A 21,998-nucleotide genomic window follows, 5' to 3' on the forward strand; every position below is an offset into this window, starting at 1 on the left:
CAGCTAACGCACTAAGCTGAACGACTAATACTAACTGATGAAGATATAGTTATGAATAATCATTCAAAAGAGTTATCTAGACACAGCGCCCCTAGAGATACGGGTAAAGATAATGAGCTACTAGGTCTGTTTTTAGTATTATTGCGCGGCTGGAAGCTGATAGCGCTGTTTGCAATATTGGGTCTGCTCATAGGGATGTTATATATCCGCTACGAAAACCCTACTTATAAATCAGATGCGCTCATTCAGATTGATGAGACCACAACAAACGTATCTGGTCTAGGGTCAAATATAGCCGAGCTGTTGCCACCTGATGATAGTTCAGTACAGGCACAAATCGAGCTGATTAGATCGCGCATGGTGTTAGAGCCTGTGGTTGAGTTACTACACTTAGATATTAAGTTGAGCGACCCGTCGGTTAGTCAGCTAGATAGAATATTGAGTAACCATACCAGTGTGCAAATGAATACCGCTGACGGCGTCACCCTTGAGACCGCTGACGGCTTGGTACAAGTAAGCCAATTTACAGTGCCCAAAGACCTGTTAGATCAACCTTTTATGTTATCTAGAACGGACACTGGTTTTGTTTTGAGTAACGACAGCGAGCAGTTTAAAGGCAGTCTTAATCAAGCATATCGTTTCAAGAGCAATCAGGGCTTTATAGAGATTACCGTTAATGATTTGCCCTCTGGTGATCACCCTATAAACATCACCAAGCAATCGCTGCAAATCACTACAGACTCGATCAATAGTGCCTTAACCGTAGAAGAAAGAGGCAATCAGACGGGTATTATCGAGCTGTCTTTATCCGGCCTAAATCAAGAGCAGGCCAGTCTAACCCTAGAGCAAGTCGTACGCTCTTACATTGCTCAGAACCAAACTCGAAGCTCAGAACAAACCATCAAGACTATCGAGTTTATGGAAAAACAAATTCCAGAGCTAAAACAAAACCTTGAAGCCTCAGAAGCGATATTCAACGATTTTCGTGAAAAATCGGGCACCATCGATGTGGCACAAGAAGCGTCAATGCTACTCAGTGAAAATGCCGGAATTGATTCACAAATCAGTGAGCTTAAGCTTAGAAAAGCAGAGCTTACCACTTACTACACGAATGAGCATCCGCTAGTCGTGCAAATAAACGACCAACTAAGAGTGTTGAATGCTAGACAGCAGGAAATCGACAATACGATTAACAGGCTACCAGAAGTACAAAGAGAGTTTTTGACGCTATCAGAAGATGTCAGAATTAATCGAGAGATTTATCTAACAATTCTCAAAAACTATGAGCAATTAAAAATCGTTAAAGCAGGCGAAGTGAGTGATGCTCGTATCATCGATCTACCTATTAACACCAATAGAACCATCACGCCGAAAAAACAGCTTATCATGGTGCTGGCGACTTTATCTGGCGCATTAATAGGTGCTCTATTGGTCTTTATTATGCATCTGATCAGAAACGTCGTCAAAGACCCTGAGCGTATCGAGTCTAAGACAGGGATACCGGTTATTGCTACCATTCCTCGCTCTACGCCACTATCTAGGCTTAGCTCGAATAAAAACGCGGCGCCTCGCATGCTTGCTCATATCGATAATAATAGCCTGAGCTATGAAGCCATCAAAAGCCTGCGAACAAAACTTATCTTAAATACGCCAACAACCGTTCCAGAGAGCCAAAAGGCCAAAGTGTTTTTAATCACTGGTGAAAGCCCAGAAGTTGGTAAGTCGTTCATCTCCGCTAATTTAGCTGAAATATTCGCTAAACTAAATAAAAGAGTGTTGCTCATAGATGCCGATATGCGTATGGGTGAGCTGCACCATGTCTTTGGTCTGAGTCAGTATGAGGGTTTGGCAGATTATCTATCTTTTGAGCAAGGGACAGAACCACTCAAGCCTATCACTGATGTCCAGCGTACTGATATGCAAACTTCCGATATTCAAACTGCCGATAGGCAAACAACGCAGCCGGCTGCTGATCTGGATATCGATAACGTTATCCATTATAGTGGTATCGAATATATCGACTTGATACCGCGCGGCAAGCATCCCAATAATCCGGCCTCGCTCCTGATTAGCGAAAGGTTCGATGCCTTGTTCACCGAACTAAAATCTCGATACGACTATATCATTATCGACTCACCCCCAGTATTAGCCGCTTCAGATGCCATGCTACTCGCTCAGTATGCTGATCAAGTACTGATGGTGGCTCGCTATGATAGCTCAATGGAAAGACAGCTTACGTATGCCGTCAAGCAAATGCAAGAGTCTAATATTCATATAGATGGCATTGTCCTTAACGATGTAAAACAGGGGCTAATGGGCAAGTATAGCTATCACTACAGCTATGCCTATGGCAGTAATCGATAATACGCGCCAGTGTTGTCACGAGGGTAGTGACCATATAGCTGATTTATCAAACGCTTCAACAACGATTAGGTGATAGGACTTTATGAAAAATATAAATAATCTAAAAATTGCTGTTATTGGTTTGGGGTATGTTGGACTACCACTGGCAGTTGAGTTTGGTAAACAGCACTCAGTAGTAGGTTTCGATATCAACGCTGCGCGTATCGCTGCGCTCAATAGCGGTACGGACCATACGCTAGAAGTTAGCGATGTTGAGTTAGCGCAAGCGATACATTTACGCTATAGCTCAAATATCAATGAGCTCAAAGACTGTAACTTCTTTATTGTCACTGTGCCTACGCCTATCGATAATTCTAAACAGCCTGATCTAACGCCACTGATCAAAGCGTCAAAAGCAATCGCTGGCTTACTAAAAAAAGACGATATCGTGGTCTATGAGTCAACGGTTTATCCAGGCGCGACAGAAGAGGTATGTATTCCGGTGTTAGAGAAAGTCTCTGGACTCACCTTTAACCAAGATTTCTACGCAGGCTACAGTCCTGAGCGCATCAATCCGGGTGACAAAGAGCACCGCGTGACAAATATCTTAAAGGTGACTGCAGGCTCAACCCCTGAAGTCGCCGACTTTATAGATGAGGTTTATAACTTAATCATTACCGCCGGCACGCATAAAGCAGCAAGTATCAAAGTAGCAGAAGCGGCAAAGGTGATTGAGAACACGCAACGTGATGTGAATATTGCGCTGATTAATGAGCTGGCGGTTATCTTCAATAAAATGGGTATCGATACCGAAGCCGTATTAAAAGCGGCGGGTACCAAATGGAACTTTTTACCTTTCCGTCCAGGCCTCGTTGGCGGGCACTGCATCGGTGTCGATCCTTACTATCTAACGCACAAGGCGCAAGCTATCGGCCATAACCCAGAGATTATATTAGCAGGCCGGCGTCTAAACGATAGCATGGGTGAGTATGTAGTGACCCAATTAGTTAAAACGATGATAAAAAAGCGTATTCAGGTTGAAGGCGCTAAAGTACTAATCTTAGGCCTAAGCTTTAAAGAAAATTGCCCTGATGTGCGCAATACTAAGGTCATTGATATCGTCCATGAACTTGAAGAATACAATATCGAAGTGGATGTCTATGATCCTTGGATAGATAGAGCAGAAGCTGAGAGTGAATATCAGATTACCCCTGTTGAGCAGCCTATAACTAACGGCTACGATGGTATTATCCTAGCAGTGGCTCATAGTGAGTTCGTTGATATGGGGGCTGAGCACATTAGAAGCTTTGGTAAAGCTGACCATGTGCTCTATGACTTGAAGTATGTCTTTGCAAAAGAAGACACTGATATTCGTCTATAACGCTATAAGTACATAACCTAAAAAAACATGATAAGAGAAGAGTATATGACCGCAATAGCGTACGAAAAAGTCAAAGCTTCATTAGTAGCCTCTCCCAAAACTTGGCTGATTACTGGGGTAGCGGGGTTCATTGGCTCTAATTTACTAGAAGAGCTATTGTTACTAAATCAAAAAGTAGTAGGCTTAGATAATTTCGCTACTGGCTTTCAGTATAATCTTGATGAGGTAGAGGGATTAGTCAGTAGCGAGCAATGGCAGAGGTTTAGCTTTATCGAAGGCGATATACGTAAGCTGACGGATTGTCAGAGCGTCTGCGTAGGTGTTGACTATGTATTGCACCAAGCAGCGCTTGGCTCAGTGCCGCGCTCTATCGCTGATCCGATCAATACTAACGCTACCAATATCTCAGGCTTCTTAAATATGCTAGTCGCCGCTCGCGATGCCAAGGTCACAAGTTTTACCTATGCCGCTAGCAGCTCAACCTATGGCGATCATCCAGCACTGCCCAAAGTCGAGGACGCTATCGGTAAGCCATTATCGCCTTATGCGGTCACTAAATATGTTAATGAGCTCTATGCGGACGTGTTTGCCAGTACTTACGGCTTTAAGACAATTGGTCTACGCTATTTTAATATTTTTGGCAAACGCCAAGCGCCTGATGGTGCATATGCCGCGGTGATTCCTAAATGGACAGCAGCGATGATCGCAGGTGATAAGGTGTTCATCAATGGTGATGGCGATACCAGTCGCGACTTTAATTTCATTGAAAATGCAGTGCAAGCCAATATTCTGGCCGCAACGGCGAATGAAGAGGCAAAGAATCAAGTCTATAACGTCGCAGTTGGTGGCCGTACGACGCTGAATACTTTATTCACAGCCTTAAAAGATAATCTTGCTATGAACGGAGTAAGCTATCGCCAAGCGCCTGTTTATCGGGACTTTCGCGCAGGCGATGTGCGTCATAGTCAGGCAGATATCAGTAAGATTAAAAATGCCTTGGGCTATGAGCCGCAGTTTGAGATCGTTGCTGGTATTAAAAAAGCCATGCCTTGGTACGTTGGTTTTTTACAAAACCGCTTAGCGTTGGATAAATTATGTTGACTATCATCAAGCAGCTCTTTGCTTTGCTGACAGATGAGCAGCTAAAGCATTTTTATGTCTTGCAAGTCTTAGTCGTCGTCATGGCGTTTACCGAGCTGCTAGGCATTGCCTCTATTGCACCTTTTATGGCTTTAGTTGGCGATATGAGCATACTTGAGAGCAATGGCGTTTTTGCCCAGCTGTACCAGCTCTCCGGTCTCAATGATCCCATGGATTTCTTGTTTTATACTGGTGTGTTTGTGTTAGTTATGCTGGCATTTTCTACACTGGTTTCTATGTTTACGATTTGGAAGCTGTCCATCTTTGGCGCTCGTATAGGCACAGAGCTTGCTGATCGCCTCTATACTTATTATATGCAGCAAAGCTGGCAGTTTCACGCCAGTGGCAGCAGTGCCCAGCTGACCAAGCAAGTCTCTACCGAAGCGGCGAGAATCAGTAATGGCATCATACAGCCGCTAGTGAGGATGAATGCCAAGCTGGTTTTGGCGCTATTTATCTCTGTCGGTATTGTAATCTATGAGCCACTTATTGCCATTCTAGGCTTGTCCATATTTTCGTTAGCGTACTTCTTGCTCTATAGATTGGTGCGCAAAAAGTTAGTCAGCAATGGTCAGAAGCTATCTAATGTATCGACCCAGCGGTTTCGGCTGATGAACGAAGGCTTTGGTGGTATTAAGGATGTATTACTGCTCAACCGAAGCCATGATTTTATTGAGCGTTTTCATGACAGTGGCAAAGTCTTCGCCCGCGCACAAGGGACCAATATCGCCATCAGTCAAGTACCGCGGTACTTTGTAGAGCTCATCGCTTTTGGGGCGATGATTTCACTGGTGCTGGTACTGATCAAACTACATTCAGGTAATTTAGGAGAAGTGCTACCTATTTTAGCGGTGTATGCGCTAGCTGCTTTTAAGCTCCTGCCAGCTCTACAGCAGATCTATGCCAGTGTGTCTACTATAAAAGGTAATGTTGCCGCTTTTGAGGCAGTAAAAAAGGACTTAGAGCGCTCCTTTGATAAGCAAAAACCTCTTAATGAGAATCCTTCACCGATATCGATTAGTCTGCACAAAAGCATTGTTTTGCAACAGATAGAATTTAGTTATCCCGGCAAAGAGATAGCAGCAGTAGACGGCGTCAGTATGAGTATCCCTGCCAATAGCGTGATAGGTTTGGTCGGTTCTTCCGGCTCTGGCAAGTCGACTTTGATTGATTTATTGCTTGGCCTACTGATTCCGCAGCACGGCAGTTTATATGTTGATGATATTCGTATTACCGCCAATAACAAGCGAGCTTGGCAAAACTTACTAGGCTTCGTACCACAGAGTATTTTTTTAAGCGAAGGCACTATCGCCGAAAACATCGCTTTTGGCGTGCCGGCAAAAGATATCAGCCTAGAGCAAGTCAATAAAGCATTGACGCTTGCCAATCTCAGCGAATTGGTCAACCAATTACCCGAGGGTATCAATACCAAAGTAGGCGAGCGCGGGGTAAAGCTCTCAGGGGGCCAGCGTCAACGTATTGGAATTGCACGTGCACTTTATCATGAGGCCCAAGTGCTCGTCTTCGATGAAGCTACGAGTGCGTTAGATGGTATCACTGAAAAGATAGTGATGGACGCTATCCACGAGTTCAGTGGCAAAAAAACCATCATTATGATTGCTCATCGTCTAAAAACGGTAGAGAAGTGCGATCTTATCTACTTTATGGAGCACGGGAAGATAGTAGACTGCGGAACTTATCAAGATTTAGTCGTGCGCAACTCAAAGTTTAAGGAGATGGCGAAACACGCTTAATGACACTAATGGCAGATTTGGCGATTAACGTTATGCTCATAGCTGCTCAAGCGCATATTTTAGGGATATAAATAACAAGGTGGAGCTTATGAATATATTAGTTACTGGCGGTGCAGGTTTCATCGGCTCTTCGGTGATCCGCCATATCATTAACAATACCGATAATGAAGTGTGCAATATCGATAAGCTGACTTATGCAGGCAATTTAGAGTCATTAGTGGATATCGATCAAAACGCGAGGTATCAGTTTCAGCAGCTAGATATCTGTAATGCCCAAGCGCTAGAAGATGTTTTTGATCATTTTAAGCCTGATTTGGTGATGCATCTTGCCGCTGAATCCCATGTCGATCGCTCCATCGATGGCCCAGCAGAGTTTATTACGACTAATATCGTCGGTACTTATACGTTACTAGAGGTGGCCCGTCAGTATTGGCAAGGTCTTAGAGAAACCGATAAATCCCGTTTTAGGTTTCATCATATCTCAACCGATGAAGTATATGGTGACTTAGCAGAAACGGATGCGCTATTTGTCGAGTCTACTCCTTATGCACCAAGCTCCCCTTATTCTGCCTCAAAAGCCAGCGCGGATCACTTGGTACGAGCTTGGGGTCGTACTTACGGTCTACCCATCATTATTACTAATTGCTCAAACAATTATGGACCGTATCACTTTCCAGAAAAACTGATTCCTTTAGTCATTCTAAACGCCTTAGATAATAGCGCCTTGCCAATTTATGGTAAAGGCGATCAAATCCGTGATTGGTTGTTTGTGGAAGATCATGCTCGGGCGCTTTATAAAGTGGTCACAGAAGGTAAAGTCGGCGAGACATACAATATAGGGGGTCATAACGAAAAACAAAACATCGAAGTCGTCTCCATTATCTGTCAGATTTTGGATCGAAAGCAGCCTCGTGCGGATGGCGCTAAATATGAGTCACTAATCCGCTTTGTCAAAGATCGTCCCGGTCACGATTTACGTTATGCCATCGATGCTAGCAAAATGGCTAATGAGCTGGGATGGACGCCGATAGAGACTTTTGAGAGCGGCATTGAAAAAACGATTACCTGGTACTTAGAGAATCTAGCATGGTGCCGGCGAGTACAAGACGGTAGCTATCAACGCAAACGATTAGGAGTACATCATGAGTCATAATACAAAAGGCATTATCTTAGCAGGCGGTTCTGGCACTAGGCTCTATCCTTTAACCCAAGGGGTCAGTAAGCAGCTGATGGCGATTTATGATAAGCCAATGATCTTTTATCCGCTCTCAGTGCTGATGCTCGCGGGTATCAAAGAGATTTTGATTATTACGACGCCGGAGGACGCCTCCCAGTTTCAACGTTTATTAGGCGATGGTAGTCAACTCGGTATCTCCTTGCAATATGCGCAGCAGCCAAGCCCTGATGGTTTAGCGCAAGCCTTTATCATTGGTGAGGAGTTTATTGGTAAAGATAATGTTTGTTTGATATTAGGAGATAATATTTTTTATGGTCAAGGCCTCGTTAAAATGCTGAAACAAGCTCAAGATAATGTGGAAAGTCATGAGTATGCAACTGTGTTTGGCTACTATGTCAAAGACCCCAATCGCTACGGGGTAGTCGATTTTGACGATACTGGCAAAGCGTTGAGTATCGAGGAGAAACCTGCAGAACCCAAAAGCTCCTATGCGGTAGTGGGCTTATACTTTTATCCAAACTCAGTGATAGATATTGCAAAACAAGTCACCCCATCAGAGCGCGGCGAGTTAGAGATCACTACAGTAAACCAGACTTATCTAGAGCGTGAGCAGCTGCATGTCGAGCTGATGGGCCGAGGGTTTGCTTGGCTTGATACTGGGACTCATGAGAGTCTAATAGATGCCAGTAACTTTATCCAAACGATAGAGAATCGTCAGGGTCTAAAAGTGGCTTGTCTTGAGGATATTGCTTTTGAAAAAGGCTATATAAACCGTGAGCAACTACTGGCGTTGGCCGAACCTTTACATAAAAATCAATATGGCCAATATCTGATTAGACGAGCCAACGAGAAAAAGGTAGGGCGTTGATATGCAGCTTAGGAGAACGGCTATCGCTGACGTTATTATCATCGAACCTAAAGTGCACGGTGACGAACGCGGCTACTTTTTTGAGAGCTATCGTCAAGATGTGTTAGAGCGCTTTGTGGGTTATAGCGTCAACTTCATTCAAGACAACGAGTCCAAATCTGACCGCGGGGTGCTGCGAGGTCTGCATTATCAAATAGGGAGTAGCGCTCAAAGTAAGCTAGTACGAGTTATCTCAGGGCGAGTCCTGGATGTCGCTGTTGATATTCGTAAGGGTAGTCCAACGTTCGCTCAGCATGTCGCTATCGAGCTTACCGCTGAGAATAAAAGGCAAGTGTTGATACCAAGAGGCTTCGCTCATGGGTTCGCGGTGTTAGAAGATAACACTATCTTTAGTTATAAAGTCGATAATTACTACAGTCCTGCAGAGGATAGGGGTATCGCTTTTGATGACCCTAGCCTAGCGATCAACTGGGGTATACCTACTAGCGAGCTACTATTATCAGCAAAAGATCAACAACAACCGCTACTGGCTGATGCTGAGTTATTTAGTTATCAGACCAACTATTATCGGACGAGTGATTATGAGTACTAATATCTTAGTGACAGGCGCAGGCGGGCAGTTAGGCTCTGAGCTGCGCTATCTTGGTGAGGATATTAGGAAAAATAAAGTCAGCTTAAGCGCAGGATACGCCTTTATTTTCGCTGATAAAAGCCGCTTAGATATTACCGATAAAGGTGCGATTGAGAGTTTTTGTAGTACCAATAGTGTGAGCTATATTATTAATTGCGCCGCTTTTACTGCCGTAGACAAAGCAGAGAGTGAAGCGGATAAAGCCAATGCCATAAACCATCTTGCGGTTAAGCACTTAGCCGAAGTCGCAAAAAAGCACGACATCGCTATGATTCACATCTCAACTGATTATGTCTTTGATGGTGATAGCAAGCAAGCTTATAAGGAAACAGATATTACTCATCCAAACAATGTATATGGTAAAACTAAGCGATTAGGTGAGCAAGCACTGCAGGATATCAGTCCACCTAATAGTATTATCATTCGTACTTCTTGGCTGTATTCTTTATTTGGTAGTAACTTTTTAACCACTATGCTCAGGCTAGGGCCAGAGCGAGAGCAGCTAAATGTCGTGAATGATCAGATTGGGTCACCGACTTATGCTCGCGACTTAGCGAGAGCGATTGTACAGATTATTCCTCAGCTTAAGCGTGCCAGTCAGGAGGTAGAAATCTATCATTATAGTAACCAAGGCCAGTGCAGTTGGTATGAGTTTGCCAAAGCTATTTTTGTAGCGGCGGATATCGATTGTCGCGTACAGCCGATACCTAGTAGTGACTATCCTACGTCTGCGAAGCGGCCGAGTCATTCAGTATTAGCGACAGCAAAAATCGAGCAGGAGTTTGGGGTTGAGTTATCGCAATGGCCGCAAAGCATGAAGAGCTGCTTAGCGCATTACTAAGGCAACTATATAGAGATAAGTCATATTCGCATACGAGAGAATATCATGATACCGGTCACAAAAGCTTATTTGCCAAATAAAGACACTTATCAAGACTACGTAGAGGGTATTTTTCATCGTGGCTGGCTGACCAATAACGGGCAGCTGGTAAAAGAGCTAGAAAGTCGTCTGCAGAACTATTTGGGCGTCAAGCATTTGATAGTAGTGGCAAATGGAACGCTAGCCTTGCAGCTCGCCTACAAGGCTTTGGAGCTAAAAGGCGAGGTCATCACTACGCCCTTTAGTTTTGTTGCGACTACCAGCACCTTAGTTTGGGAAGGGTTAAAGCCTGTTTTTGTTGATATTGATCCTGCTACTTTTAATATCGACCCTACTAAGATTGCAGCAAAAATCACTACAAACACCAGCGCTCTCGTTCCTGTACACGTCTTTGGTAACCCTTGTGAAGTAGAGCAAATCCAAGACATTGCCAAAAAAAATAACTTAAAGGTGATCTATGACGGCGCCCATGCGTTTGATACCCAGTATCAAGGCCAAAGCGTATTAAATTATGGTGATATCAGTACCTTAAGCTTCCATGCTACTAAGCTGTTTCACAGTACTGAGGGCGGGGCCATTATCACCAATGATGATGAGCTTGCGGGCAAGATAAGACTGATGATGAACTTCGGTATCGCTAGTGCCACTCAAATCAACGCTATGGGTATCAACGCTAAGATGAATGAGTTTGAAGCAGCGATGGGGCTATGTGTGTTAGATGAAATAGAGCACATTAAGGATAGCAGAGCTAAAATCTGGCGTCTCTATCGACAAGCCTTGACAAAAAAAACGCTAATCTTTCAGCGGTGGCATAAAAAAAGCAAGAATAACCATGCTTATGCACCCATACTTTTCAACTCCGAATCAGAGTTATTAAGAGTAGAGGCACAGTTGAAAAAAAACCATATTTTCCCCAGACGTTACTTCTATCCTAGTCTGGACACCTTAGACTATCTGGGCCATGAGCAAGTTTGTAAGCATTCAAGAGACATAGCTAGCCGTATCCTTTGCCTACCGCTATTTACGGGTCTAACAAAACAACAGCAAGATAAAATTATTGCGTGTATTGTGTCATGACAACAAAAACGATATTGATATTAGGCGGTTCAGAGTTTCAGGTTCCGTTGATCCAAGCGGCGAAGCAGCTGGGTCTATATGTACTCACTTGTGATTATCTGCCGGACAATCCAGGTCATGCTCTAGCAGATAAATATATCAATATCAGTACTACTGACAAGGACGCAGTGTTGCAATTGGCTATAGATTATAAGATAGATAGTATCGCTACCTTTGCCTCAGATCCAGCTATTCCGACTATAGGGTATGTCGCCGAAGCGTTGGGATTACCCGGTATTAGTGCACAAGCTGCTCAAAATTTTTCGAATAAGGATTTGTTTCGGCAAGTGCTAAAACAGGCCGGGCTGAGGACACCAAGTTTTTATCTGACCAAGTCAGCTGCTATCCCATTTGGGCTAAATAATAATAAACCCTATATCGTCAAGCCGGTGGACAGCTCGGGCAGCAAAGGCGTTAGGTTAAGTACTGGCACTCAAAGCAATATTTTAGAGTGTATCGATTATGCTTTGAGTTTCTCTCGTAGCCATAGATGCATCATTGAAGAGTATCTTCAGGGTCCACAAGTTCATGGCGATGGCTTTTTGCAAGACGGTAAGCTGATCGCGGGCTATTTTGGTGATCAGTACTTTTATACTCAAAGTGATAGCTTTATTCCGATCTCAACCCGCTGGCCGACGGTGCATGCTGATGTTTATCAGCAATTAAAAATACAGCTAGAGCAGCTAGCCGCTCATACTGGATATCTCAATGGTCCTATCAATGTTGAAGCTCGGCTCAACCGTGATAACGAGCTGTACCTTATTGAAGTCGGCGCTCGAAACGGCGGTAACTTTGTGCCTTTGCTGCAAAAGCGCTTAACTGGGTTTGACTATGTCGATGCGGTTCTCAAAGTTAGCTTGGGACAAAAGGTCGTTCACAATGAGGCTGGTCAGCAAACTCAGCGCAAGATCGGTGCTTATTATGTCCTACATGCGCAAACAGACGGCATTTTTGCCGGTATAAACATTGATTCTTCACTAGAGCTGTTTATCTTTTATAAGAAGCTATTTAAGAAAAAAGGCGAGGCTGTGCAGCAATATTGCGGCTCGCATACCTCAGTTGGAGTTTTACTATTAGCGTTTCCAACGGTTGAGACAAGAGATCAGCAGATGAATAATATAGACGATTTAGTCCGGGTGTTATATGCGTAACCCTAGATAATCAGTGGTTAGCTAAAACGCTTAACAGCCAAACTAAGCTCATAGGGGACCATAATGCTAAAAAATATGAAGGTTTATCTCAGAGCTTTAGAGGTAGAGGATTACCAAACCTCTATCGCTTGGCGGCAAGATCAACAGATCTGGGATATGGTTGTCGGCCGGCGTTATTTTGTTTCCAGTGAGTTTGAGAAAAAATGGGTGCAGCAAGCGGGCGACTTGCAAGGGCAGTTAAAGCTAGCTATCTGCGATGTACTCACAGACAACTATATTGGCAATATATACCTTAATAATATTGACTTTTTTAATCGAACTGCCAACTCAGGAAAGCTCATTGGCAATAAAGCCTACTGGGGCAAAGGGTTTGGTACTCATGCTACGCTACTTCTTTTGTATCATGCTTTTTACGATTTGGGATTAGAGAGGATAGAGTCACGTGTTTTACTGCATAATCAAGCATCGACACGAGTACTAGAAAAGTGCGGCTATAAAACAGAAGGCGTCATGAGAAAGGCGGTGTTTAAACAAGGCCGGTCGCAAGATTTGGTTTTGATGTCTGTAATTCGAGAAGATTACGACGAAGTTATCAAAATATACCAGTAAGTAGATGACTGGCTCGTTTGCACTAGCGGCCAGTTGCAGCACTTCATACAAGGATTGTAAAGTGAATACTGACATAGATAGCTCAAAGGTTCAGGGCATAAATTTATCCCCTCCTGAACCTAAGCCTGAAGCGGAGATAATGGCGCAGTGGCAAGAGAATTATACTGCGCCTTTAGTGTCTATTGTCTGTATTACCTATAATCATGAGTCCTATATTCGTGACGCCTTGAATGGCTTTTTGATGCAAAAAACCGACTACCCCTTTGAGGTGTTGATCCATGATGATGCGTCAAAAGATAACACGGCGGATATCATTCGCGACTATGAGCAAAGATATCCCAATATCATAAAACCTATCTATCAAACTGAGAATCAGTACTCTAAGGGTATAAAAATCAGTCCGACCTTTAACTTCCCAAGAGCGCAAGGGGACTATATCGCTTTGTGTGAAGGCGACGATTTTTGGACTTGTAGCGATAAGCTCAGCCGGCAAGTCTCATTTTTACGTAAAAATCCAAAAATATTCCTATCCATTCACCGCGCTCATATCTGTATGGATAACCAAATCACTGATGTCTCTACTGGCCACGGAGAGTCTGAGACTGTGCTGTCGTCAAAGCTCGTTTATACCACAGCAGGGCAGTTCTGTCCGACCGCTTCTATGGTTATCGCTAGAGACAAAGTAGCAGTGATGCCGGAGTTTTTTGCTAGAGTGCCCATTGGGGATTTTTTCTTAGAAGCAATAAGCGCTATTGGCGGCGTACATTATTTACCAGAGGTCTGCAGCGTTTATCGTCTTGGTAGTAGTGGCTCTTGGACAAATAGGGTGGTCAGTGATGATCATAGGTTTTTTAAAAAAAGTGAGAGAATGCTGAACAGCTTAAAAGAGCTAGAAGCCTATTTACAGGTTCCTGATAGCCAATATGTTCATCATAAAGCTACAGCGATACACCTTAACTTGGCTAATAGGCATCTGCAGCAGGGAGATTTCAAAAAGTATAGAACACACTGGTTCGCCTCTTTTAAGCCTGTTAGACGTCTGCAAAGAACAGACATTAGGTTGTTGCTAGGTCTGTTAAGAATTAGGTTTTAAAGCGCTCAGAGCAAATACTAGTTATACAGGGATTGTCTTAGATATATATTCAAAGTAAAGAATATAATTCTTTACAACAAGTAAACGCTATAGCATACTTATGTTAACTATTAGTTATACGACCCAAAACATAAATTAGATTTGGACAAAATAATATTGAAAAGTTGCGAGAAAAGCTATGAATTATAAATCTTTTGCCGACCTCTCCATTGATATCAATAACAACTTATTCAAACTAAATAATCAAGGCTATGATCTGATTGTTGGTATCCCCCGTAGTGGCATGATACCCGCGTACATGATAGGACTTTATCTCAACGTCCATGTCACTAGCCTAGATTCATTCATCAAGAATGAAAAATTGACTTCGGGCGTATCTAGGAATACCAAGATGTCTCTCATTTATGCTATGGATGCACATAAGGTTTTACTGGTAGACGATAGTATCGTAACTGGTAAAGCGATGCAGCTAGCATTAGAAAGCATACCAGACAATATTAAAAAGAATATCACCACCTGCGCCATCTATTCAGATAAAAAAAACAAACCTGATATCGATATTTATCTGGAACATGTCAAAAGGCCACGGGTGTTTGAGTGGAATATTTTTCATTCAAGACTGATGAAAAACGCTTGCTTAGATATAGAGGGCGTACTGTGTATAGACCCTACAGAAGATGAAAACGATGATGGTGATAACTATATTCATTTTATATTGAATGCCAAACCACTGCACATGCCCAGCACTAAGTTAAAAGCTTTAGTCACTAGTAGGCTTGAGAAATATCGCCCGCAGACTGAGCAATGGCTCAAGGCACACAATATACAATACGATGAATTAATCATGCTAGATCTGCCCAGCAAAAAAGAACGTCAAAAGCTAGGCGCGCACGCCAAACATAAGGCTGCCTATTATAGTCAGTCCGGGCTCGATCTATTTATAGAAAGTGCACCAGCGCAAGCCTTGGCCATTATGACTGCTACCGACAAGCCCGTGTTCTGTACGGGTGATAATCAGATGTATATGCCCAGCCTAAGCAAAACATTTATGAAACCGCCTAAAAGTTTATTAAAACAATGGGAGCATGCTATTGCCGTCAAATTACCAAGCCCTCTAAAAAAAGCCATCAGGCCAATATATAGGACATTAATATTCAAACACTAATCAATCAAAGAGCAAGATACTAGTCCTGTAGGCTCAACTCAATAATACGGAGCTATTTTGAAAAAAATAACTATACTTCTTCCTGATATGCGCGAGGGTGGTGTCGAAAAAATGCGCCTTATCCTAGCTAAGGAGTGGCGTGCTCATTATGATGTTGAGTTTTTGTTGTTATCAAAAAGAGGTGGGTTACTAGAGCTTATCCCTAAAGACATTCGAGTAACTGTGCTCAATGTAACCAGATATAGAATGCTGCTTCCTAGCTTAGTACGCTATATCCGTCAAGAACAACCAGAGGTTATATTAGCAGCGATGTGGCCATTGACAGTTGTTGCTGCTCTAGCGACTAAGCTCAGTCTACAAAAGACCATGTGTGTGATCAGCGATCATGGCATTTTGTCAGCGCAATATCAGCCTAAAGGTAAGTGGCACGATCTAAGTCTTAGAGCCAGTATGGCGCTCTCTTATCGGTTGAGTGATGAGGTAGTTGCTGTGTCAAAAGGTGTCGCCAAGGACATCTCTACCTTAGCGTCACTACCTTTAGAGTCTATTAAAGTGATCTACAACCCTGCCTCTAAAATAGATCTAGATGAACTACAAACTCGAAGTCCTTTTGCGATCAACGATGGACTAGCAATCATAACAGTCGGGCGTTATAAAAAAGTTAAAAATCATGCGCTATTGATTGAAGCCTTTGCGCTAGTCAGAGAAAAAGTAACAGCCAAGCTTTATATTGTAGGTGATGGCGATTTAAGGAGTGAGTATGAGACATTGATTGAGTCGCTTAATTTACAACAAGACGTTGTTTTAACCGGATTCGTTAATGACCCTTCTGCTTACTACACTCACGCTGACTTATTTGTCCTGTCTTCTGATTACGAAGGTTTTGGCAATGTGATTGTCGAAGCTATGGATGCAGGAACCCCCGTTGTCGCTACCGATTGTGAGTGCGGCCCTAGAGAGATTCTTGAAGGGGGTAAATATGGTGCCTTAGTGCCAGTAGGTGATATTGAGGCTTTAGCTAGCGCTATGCTTGAATCATTAGCGCAAAAGCATGACTATGAAGCGCTAAAGTGTCACGCTTCTACCTTCTCAGTAGCCAAAATCTCCGCTCAGTACCTGGCTATTATGTTCCCTGATATCCATCACCAATGATTTAATCAAGAAGCAAAGTAATATTTTTAAAGAAATATTATCGAACTATAAAAGATATAAGGATAAGTGAATTTATTAAATAACAAGAGAGATTCAAGCAATGAAAAATTACTCACTTAAGACTCTCGCTTTTCGTACATTGACAACGACGGCTAGATTGCACGCTAGAAAAAAAAGACTAGTGAGCAACGAGGTGATTACGGTGCTGAATCTCCATAGAGTCGCACCTAATACTGGTAGCACCTATAATGCATTAGCGCCAGCGCTATTTAATGAGCTCATTGTTTATCTAAAAAAAGAGTTTTATATTTGCTTGTTTTCTGAATTAGAGCAGATACAAAGCCATAGACCTAAGCTTATTCTCTCGTTTGATGATGGCTACAAAGACTTTATAGACTATGCGGTGCCAGTACTAGATAAGCACAAGGTGCGTGTCAATCAAAATATTATCCCTTATAGCGTTGAGACGGGTTTGCCTCCTGTCAACGTGCTACTACAAGACTTCATCGGTAAAGCCCCTATTGAGCTGTTAAAGAAAATACCTTTAGAGATAGCTACCGACGGCGATAGGCATGAGGTAGGCCGAGCAGCATCTTTTGCGATCAAATATCTGCCAGCAGCGCAGTTTGTCCTGCAAAGAGAAGTGCTACTAAATTTTTTGCTGAATTATCCAGAGTTTTTATGTGCGTCAGCCATGACGAAACAGGACATCCTAGATATCGCTGCTGTGCATGAAATCGGTGCGCACTCTTATGAGCATCTGTCGATGGAGAGTCAGCATGAAGACTATTTTTTAGAGGATCTACAGAAGTGTAAAACGTATTTTGCAGAAGATTTATCGCTTGAGTGTAATATTTACGCTTTCCCTAATGGTAGTGCGACAAAGAAACAAGTACAACAAGCAAAAGAGCAAGGGTTTGACCATATTCTATTGGTAGGGGATAAATATAGTCCTAGCAGGAGTGAGGTGTTTAATCGGTTTACCTTTGATGCAAGTAGTATGGATGAAGCCAAGTATAAGTCGTTTGGCAGGAGGGCTTTAATAACATGAAAATTATAGCGCTCATCGGCGATCAGCCTAACCATAAATATTTGTGTGAACGCATGCATCAAGACTTTGCTTTAGATGCGGTAATCATTGTCAACAAAAAAAGCACTACAAAAAACGCGATAAAAGATCGTCTTATCTCTAAAGGAATGAAGAAAGTACTGTCTTTACCGCTCTCTATTGCTTGGCGAAAAATGCAGGCGAGTTTTCAAAAGAATCTCAATGGGTTTACCTCAGTTGAACGTTTAGTGGTTGATGATGTCAATTCGCAGGCCGTTGTAGACTTAGTAGAAGCCATCAGGCCTGAGTTGGTCGTGGTCTCAGGAACCAACCTACTAACCGCTGAGCTAATAATGGAAATTGGCCTTAGTGGCAAAATAATGAACTTGCATACCGGTCTCTCTCCTTATGTCAAAGGCGGCCCTAACTGCACTAACTGGTGTTTAGCAAACAATGCATTTCAACTGATAGGTAATACCGTTATGTGGCTAGATGAAGGCATAGATAGCGGTAATTTGATAAGAACTGAAAGAACGCCGCTACTCGGTAATGAGAGCTTGCTAGAGTTGCACAAAAAGGTGATGACTCATGGCCATGATCTTCTTATACAAGCTATTGCAAGCTTTACGCGCGATGAGGATTTACCGAATATCGAGCAAGATGATATTGATAAAGGTCGGGTGTTTTATAGCAAACAATGGACTGCAGCGAAGATAGCTAAAGCGTATGGTAATTTTTTACTCCACTACAAAATAAGTAAGCTAGAAAAGCTTCAAGGTCTTGATGTACTCACCGTAGGAGACCGCGAATATGAGCACTGATAATAAAAGGAAAATAGCCATATTCCTACCAAACCTTGACGGCGGCGGCGCTGAAAAGGTGTTTGTTAACTTATCTGCTGCATTTATTAAGCAAGGCTTTGCAGTCGATATGTTACTGATCCAAAAAAAGGGTGAGTTATCAGACAGCTTAGATGCCAAGGTTCATATTATTGATATCGATAGTAAAAAGATAAGAGGGTCGTTTGCGCCTCTTCTTTCATACTTAAGAAACCATGATCCTGAGATACTTATCGCTGTTATGTGGCCATTGACCGTGATAGCCACTATTGCATTTCGACTATCAAGGTGTAGTGGCCGTATGGTTGTCAGTGATCACAATACTCTATCGCTTTCCACCGCTACAAATAGTAGGTCTAACAAAAAGATGCTGGCACAGACTATTAAATGGATCTATCCGCTAGCTGACGTCCGTTTGGCGGTTTCTAATGGGGTTGCAGCAGACATTCAACAGTTATCAGGCCTGTTCAAGAGTAAATTCAATGTTATTCACAATCCAATCGATATCACTATTCAGAGTGACGCAGCGAAAGGAAATTTAAGAGGCTATTTTAGAATCCTAAATGTAGGCTCACTTAAGCGCCAAAAAAACCAAGCGTTATTGATTAAAGCATTTGCCAAGCTTTTAGAGCACATTGATGCTGAGCTGGTGATAGTCGGCGAGGGGGAGCTCAGAGGTGAATTGGAAAAACTCATTGCGGATCTAAATTTGCAGCATTGTGTGACTTTGACTGGGTTCAAAAAAGATGTCGCGGCTGAATACGTCCAATCAGATTTATTTGTCTTATCTTCTGACTATGAGGGTTTTGGCAACGTCATAGTAGAAGCGATGAGTGCCGGCGTTACTGTGGTTTCAACTGATTGTCAGTCTGGACCAAGAGAGATTCTAGCAGAAGGAGAATACGGCAGGTTAGTACCTGTTGGTGACGCTGACGCTTTAGCAAAAGCCATGCTTGAGTCTTTACAGCAACCGCAAGATGAACAAGTACTAAAAAACCGAGCCGCTGACTTCTCGCTAGAAAAAATAGCCAATCAATATTTAGACGTCATGTTTCCTGAAAGGATAGATAACTATGTCTAAAATAAAAGTGCTTTATCTCTCTTATACAGGCTTACTTGAGCCTTTAGGCCGCTCGCAAATCTTGGCTTATCTGTCACGTCTTGCTGATGAGTATCAATTTACTATTATTAGCTTTGAGAAGGCTGAGGATTTAGCAAAGACTGATGAGCTACAAGCGTTAAAAAAAGAGTGTGAACACTACGGCATTAACTGGCAGCCTAAGACCTATCATCACAAACCTAGATTATTAGCGACGCTATGGGATTTATCGTCTCTGATTTATCACACTTGGCAGTTATCGCGTTCTAATCGCGCGCACCATGTCCATTGCCGCAGTTATATACCAGCGATCGCCGCTTGGCTAGTCAGCAAACAAACGCAGGTGCCTTTTATCTTTGATATGCGCGCTTTGTGGCTTGAGGAGATGATAGAGGCTGGCAGACTAAATCGCCATAGCCCGGTTCACAAAGTGTTGGAATGGTTAGAGACTAAGCTACTCAAAGATGCCGTGCATGTGGTTAGCCTGACTGAAGCGGCAGTCAAATACTTGCAACAGCAACAGCCACAATTAAACACTCAAAATTTTTCTGTCATTACCACTTGTGTTGATCTGGAGAGATTTAAGCTATCTACCGTAGCGATCGAGGATAAAAAACTGGGCACTATGGGCACGGTCATCAGTGGCTGGTATCACTTAGACTGGCTATTTTTATCACTAAAAACGCAATTGCGAAAAGATAAGGATGCAACTTTTAAGATTGTAACTCGAGATTCAGCGCAAGCATTACGAACAATGGCGCAAAAGTATGAGATCGAGCCTTCAAAGTTAGAAATCTTAAGCTCAAACCCGAACGACATTGCAAAAAATATAGCTGATATCAAAGCAGGGCTGCTGTATTTTACGGCAGGCATTAGCAAGCTTGGATCAGCACCGACTCGCTTAGGAGAGTTTCTGGCTTGCGGCATTCCCGTCATTGGTAATAGCGGGGTAGGTGATATGGCAAGTCTTATCGAGAGATACCAAGTCGGCGTTGTTATAGAAGATGGCAGTCAGCACGCAATCGATGAAGCGTTAGAAAAGTTAGATACCCTTTATCAAGACAAAAACTTAAGTCAGCGCTGCCGAGATGCTGCTGAGGATTATTTCTCTGCGGATAAAGGCGCTGTGCGCTATCGTCAAATTTATAGGAGTATAACCTCTCATGAAAAAAGATAGGGTGCTCAAAGTGGCTTTGTTTTCCAAGTATACGCGTATGGGCGCGAGTAGCCGCTTACGCTCTATGCAGTATTTGCCCTTTTTAGAAGATGAGAAAATAGTCGTTGATGTGTTCCCTCTTTATGACAATGATTATTTGCACAAGTTATATGCTAGCAAGGGTCGCTCTACAGCCAAAGTATTGCACCGCTATTTATCTAGGCTGTATAAGTTATCTGCGCTAAAGAAGTACGATGTGATTTGGATAGAAAAAGAGCTTTTTCCTTATCTACCAGCTTGGGCAGAAGCTCTCATGGCTAGATTGGGCAAGCCCTACGTCGTTGATTATGATGATGCTGTCTTCCACAATTATGATCTCTCGAATCATAAGATAGTCAGGCTTTTGCTATCAAACAAAATTAATAAAGTTATGCGTAATGCTGCTACAGTCATCGCAGGGAACGCTTATCTTGCTCAGCGTGCTGCCAGTTCAGCAAGCAAGCAAGTGGTCATTATCCCAACGGTACTCGATAACCGTCGCTATCAAGCTATAGAGGCTGATAACGAAATCCCTATCATTGGTTGGATTGGCTCGCCAACCACAGAGAAATATGTACTAGAGCTAAAAGAGATGTTTTTGGCGCTAAAACAGACAGTCAGCTTTAAGATACATCTGATCGGCGCTACTCAGCAAATACAAGATAAGCTACAAGGGCTAGACGTTGAGGTGCTTCCATGGAGTGAGAGTACAGAGGCGAGCTATATTGAGCAGTTTGATATTGGGATTATGCCATTGATAGACGGTCCGTGGGAGAGGGGGAAGTGTGGTTATAAGCTTCTTCAATATATGGCCTGTGCTAAGCCAGTAGTTGCAAGCCCTGTCGGAGTCAACATAGATATTATAGACAGTTGCCAGTGTGGCTATCTAGCTAATAGCGCAGAGCAGTGGAAAACCTCATTAAATAAATTATTACAGTCAAAACAGCAGCGACAATTGCTTGGCGAGGCGGGCAAGAAATCAGTTAGAGACTTTTACTCTTTACAAGTACAAGCACCCTTATTAGCAGACGTTTTTAAGCTTGTATCTCATAGATGAGATAGAGTGCTGTTTCAAGCATAGGTAGTCTGCTTAGTGTTATTAGTTGGTTTCATATTTAAATATTATAAAACAACATAGAGAAAATCTAATGACAGACCTGAACTGGATTTATTCATATGGATTTTTGGGGATTAGGCTTTTTGATTTGCCTAGTTTTTTGATGTGTTTGTTATTGATTGTGATTGCTGGCTATAAGTTTAAGATCCCTTCTAATTATCAAGTCATTCTAGCCCTACACTGTTTGCTGCCTTTTGTACTAAATGATGTGCTGTTTAGCACCTCTTATATGGGCGATCA

Annotated in this window: 19 protein-coding genes; all 19 read left to right on the forward strand. The window is 42.7% G+C overall.

Annotated features, from left to right (window positions below):
• Positions 1-51: 51 nt before the first annotated feature.
• The 19 genes from JMY03_RS09680 to JMY03_RS09770 all read left to right on the forward strand — a co-directional run bounded on the left by JMY03_RS09680 (position 52) and on the right by JMY03_RS09770 (position 21,698).
• Complete coding sequence (locus tag JMY03_RS09680; RefSeq protein WP_201603442.1) at positions 52-2,364, forward strand: GNVR domain-containing protein; 2,313 nt, start codon at positions 52-54, stop codon at positions 2,362-2,364.
• Between the two features lie 82 nt (positions 2,365-2,446).
• Positions 2,447-3,724, forward strand: a complete 1,278-nt coding sequence (gene tviB / locus JMY03_RS09685; protein ID WP_201603443.1) for a Vi polysaccharide biosynthesis UDP-N-acetylglucosamine C-6 dehydrogenase TviB — start codon at positions 2,447-2,449, stop codon at positions 3,722-3,724.
• Positions 3,725-3,769: 45 nt separating this feature from the next.
• Positions 3,770-4,825, forward strand: a complete 1,056-nt coding sequence (locus JMY03_RS09690) for an NAD-dependent epimerase/dehydratase family protein (protein ID WP_201603445.1) — start codon at positions 3,770-3,772, stop codon at positions 4,823-4,825.
• A complete protein-coding gene (locus tag JMY03_RS09695; protein ID WP_201603446.1) occupies positions 4,819-6,618 on the forward strand; it encodes an ABC transporter ATP-binding protein in 1,800 nt (599 codons plus the stop codon). Before JMY03_RS09690 ends, JMY03_RS09695 begins: the two co-directional genes overlap by 7 nt.
• 88 nt (positions 6,619-6,706) lie before the next feature.
• Positions 6,707-7,771: a dTDP-glucose 4,6-dehydratase gene (rfbB, locus tag JMY03_RS09700; protein ID WP_201603447.1), complete on the forward strand. Its 1,065-nt coding sequence runs from the start codon at positions 6,707-6,709 to the stop codon at positions 7,769-7,771.
• Positions 7,761-8,663, forward strand: coding sequence for a glucose-1-phosphate thymidylyltransferase RfbA (rfbA, locus tag JMY03_RS09705; protein ID WP_201603448.1), 903 nt, complete (start codon positions 7,761-7,763; stop codon positions 8,661-8,663). Before rfbB ends, rfbA begins: the two co-directional genes overlap by 11 nt.
• A 1-nt stretch (position 8,664) precedes the next feature.
• On the forward strand, positions 8,665-9,255 hold the full coding sequence (rfbC, locus tag JMY03_RS09710; protein WP_201603449.1) for a dTDP-4-dehydrorhamnose 3,5-epimerase: 591 nt from the start codon (positions 8,665-8,667) through the stop codon (positions 9,253-9,255).
• Positions 9,245-10,135: a dTDP-4-dehydrorhamnose reductase gene (gene rfbD / locus JMY03_RS09715; RefSeq protein WP_201603450.1), complete on the forward strand. Its 891-nt coding sequence runs from the start codon at positions 9,245-9,247 to the stop codon at positions 10,133-10,135. The genes rfbC and rfbD overlap by 11 nt, the downstream gene beginning before the upstream one ends.
• 45 nt (positions 10,136-10,180) lie before the next feature.
• A complete protein-coding gene (locus JMY03_RS09720; protein ID WP_201603451.1) occupies positions 10,181-11,251 on the forward strand; it encodes a DegT/DnrJ/EryC1/StrS family aminotransferase in 1,071 nt (356 codons plus the stop codon).
• Complete coding sequence (locus JMY03_RS09725) at positions 11,248-12,441, forward strand: ATP-grasp domain-containing protein (protein ID WP_201603452.1); 1,194 nt, start codon at positions 11,248-11,250, stop codon at positions 12,439-12,441. The genes JMY03_RS09720 and JMY03_RS09725 overlap by 4 nt, the downstream gene beginning before the upstream one ends.
• A gap of 63 nt (positions 12,442-12,504) precedes the next feature.
• Positions 12,505-13,050, forward strand: a complete 546-nt coding sequence (locus JMY03_RS09730; RefSeq protein ID WP_201603454.1) for a GNAT family N-acetyltransferase — start codon at positions 12,505-12,507, stop codon at positions 13,048-13,050.
• Between the two features lie 61 nt (positions 13,051-13,111).
• Positions 13,112-14,143 (forward strand): glycosyltransferase family 2 protein, encoded by a 1,032-nt coding sequence (locus tag JMY03_RS09735; RefSeq protein ID WP_227675588.1) that lies wholly within the window; start codon positions 13,112-13,114, stop codon positions 14,141-14,143.
• 178 nt (positions 14,144-14,321) lie between these two features.
• Positions 14,322-15,308: a phosphoribosyltransferase family protein gene (locus JMY03_RS09740; RefSeq protein WP_201603456.1), complete on the forward strand. Its 987-nt coding sequence runs from the start codon at positions 14,322-14,324 to the stop codon at positions 15,306-15,308.
• Positions 15,309-15,365: 57 nt separating this feature from the next.
• Complete coding sequence (locus JMY03_RS09745; RefSeq protein WP_201603457.1) at positions 15,366-16,460, forward strand: glycosyltransferase; 1,095 nt, start codon at positions 15,366-15,368, stop codon at positions 16,458-16,460.
• A 100-nt stretch (positions 16,461-16,560) separates the two neighbouring features.
• Positions 16,561-17,511, forward strand: a complete 951-nt coding sequence (locus tag JMY03_RS09750; protein WP_201603458.1) for a polysaccharide deacetylase family protein — start codon at positions 16,561-16,563, stop codon at positions 17,509-17,511.
• Positions 17,508-18,329, forward strand: a complete 822-nt coding sequence (locus JMY03_RS09755) for a formyltransferase family protein (RefSeq protein ID WP_201603459.1) — start codon at positions 17,508-17,510, stop codon at positions 18,327-18,329. Before JMY03_RS09750 ends, JMY03_RS09755 begins: the two co-directional genes overlap by 4 nt.
• A complete protein-coding gene (locus JMY03_RS09760) occupies positions 18,319-19,428 on the forward strand; it encodes a glycosyltransferase (RefSeq protein ID WP_201603460.1) in 1,110 nt (369 codons plus the stop codon). Before JMY03_RS09755 ends, JMY03_RS09760 begins: the two co-directional genes overlap by 11 nt.
• The gene (locus JMY03_RS09765; protein WP_201603461.1) at positions 19,421-20,623 is read left to right on the forward strand and encodes a glycosyltransferase; all 1,203 of its coding nucleotides are present in this window, start codon (positions 19,421-19,423) and stop codon (positions 20,621-20,623) included. Before JMY03_RS09760 ends, JMY03_RS09765 begins: the two co-directional genes overlap by 8 nt.
• Entirely contained in the window at positions 20,610-21,698 is a 1,089-nt protein-coding gene (locus tag JMY03_RS09770) for a glycosyltransferase family 4 protein (protein ID WP_201603462.1), read from the forward strand. Before JMY03_RS09765 ends, JMY03_RS09770 begins: the two co-directional genes overlap by 14 nt.
• Positions 21,699-21,998 lie beyond the last annotated feature (300 nt).

The sequence above is a fragment of the Psychrobacter submarinus genome (genome assembly GCF_904846685.1).
GTDB classification, from domain to species: domain Bacteria; phylum Pseudomonadota; class Gammaproteobacteria; order Pseudomonadales; family Moraxellaceae; genus Psychrobacter; species Psychrobacter submarinus.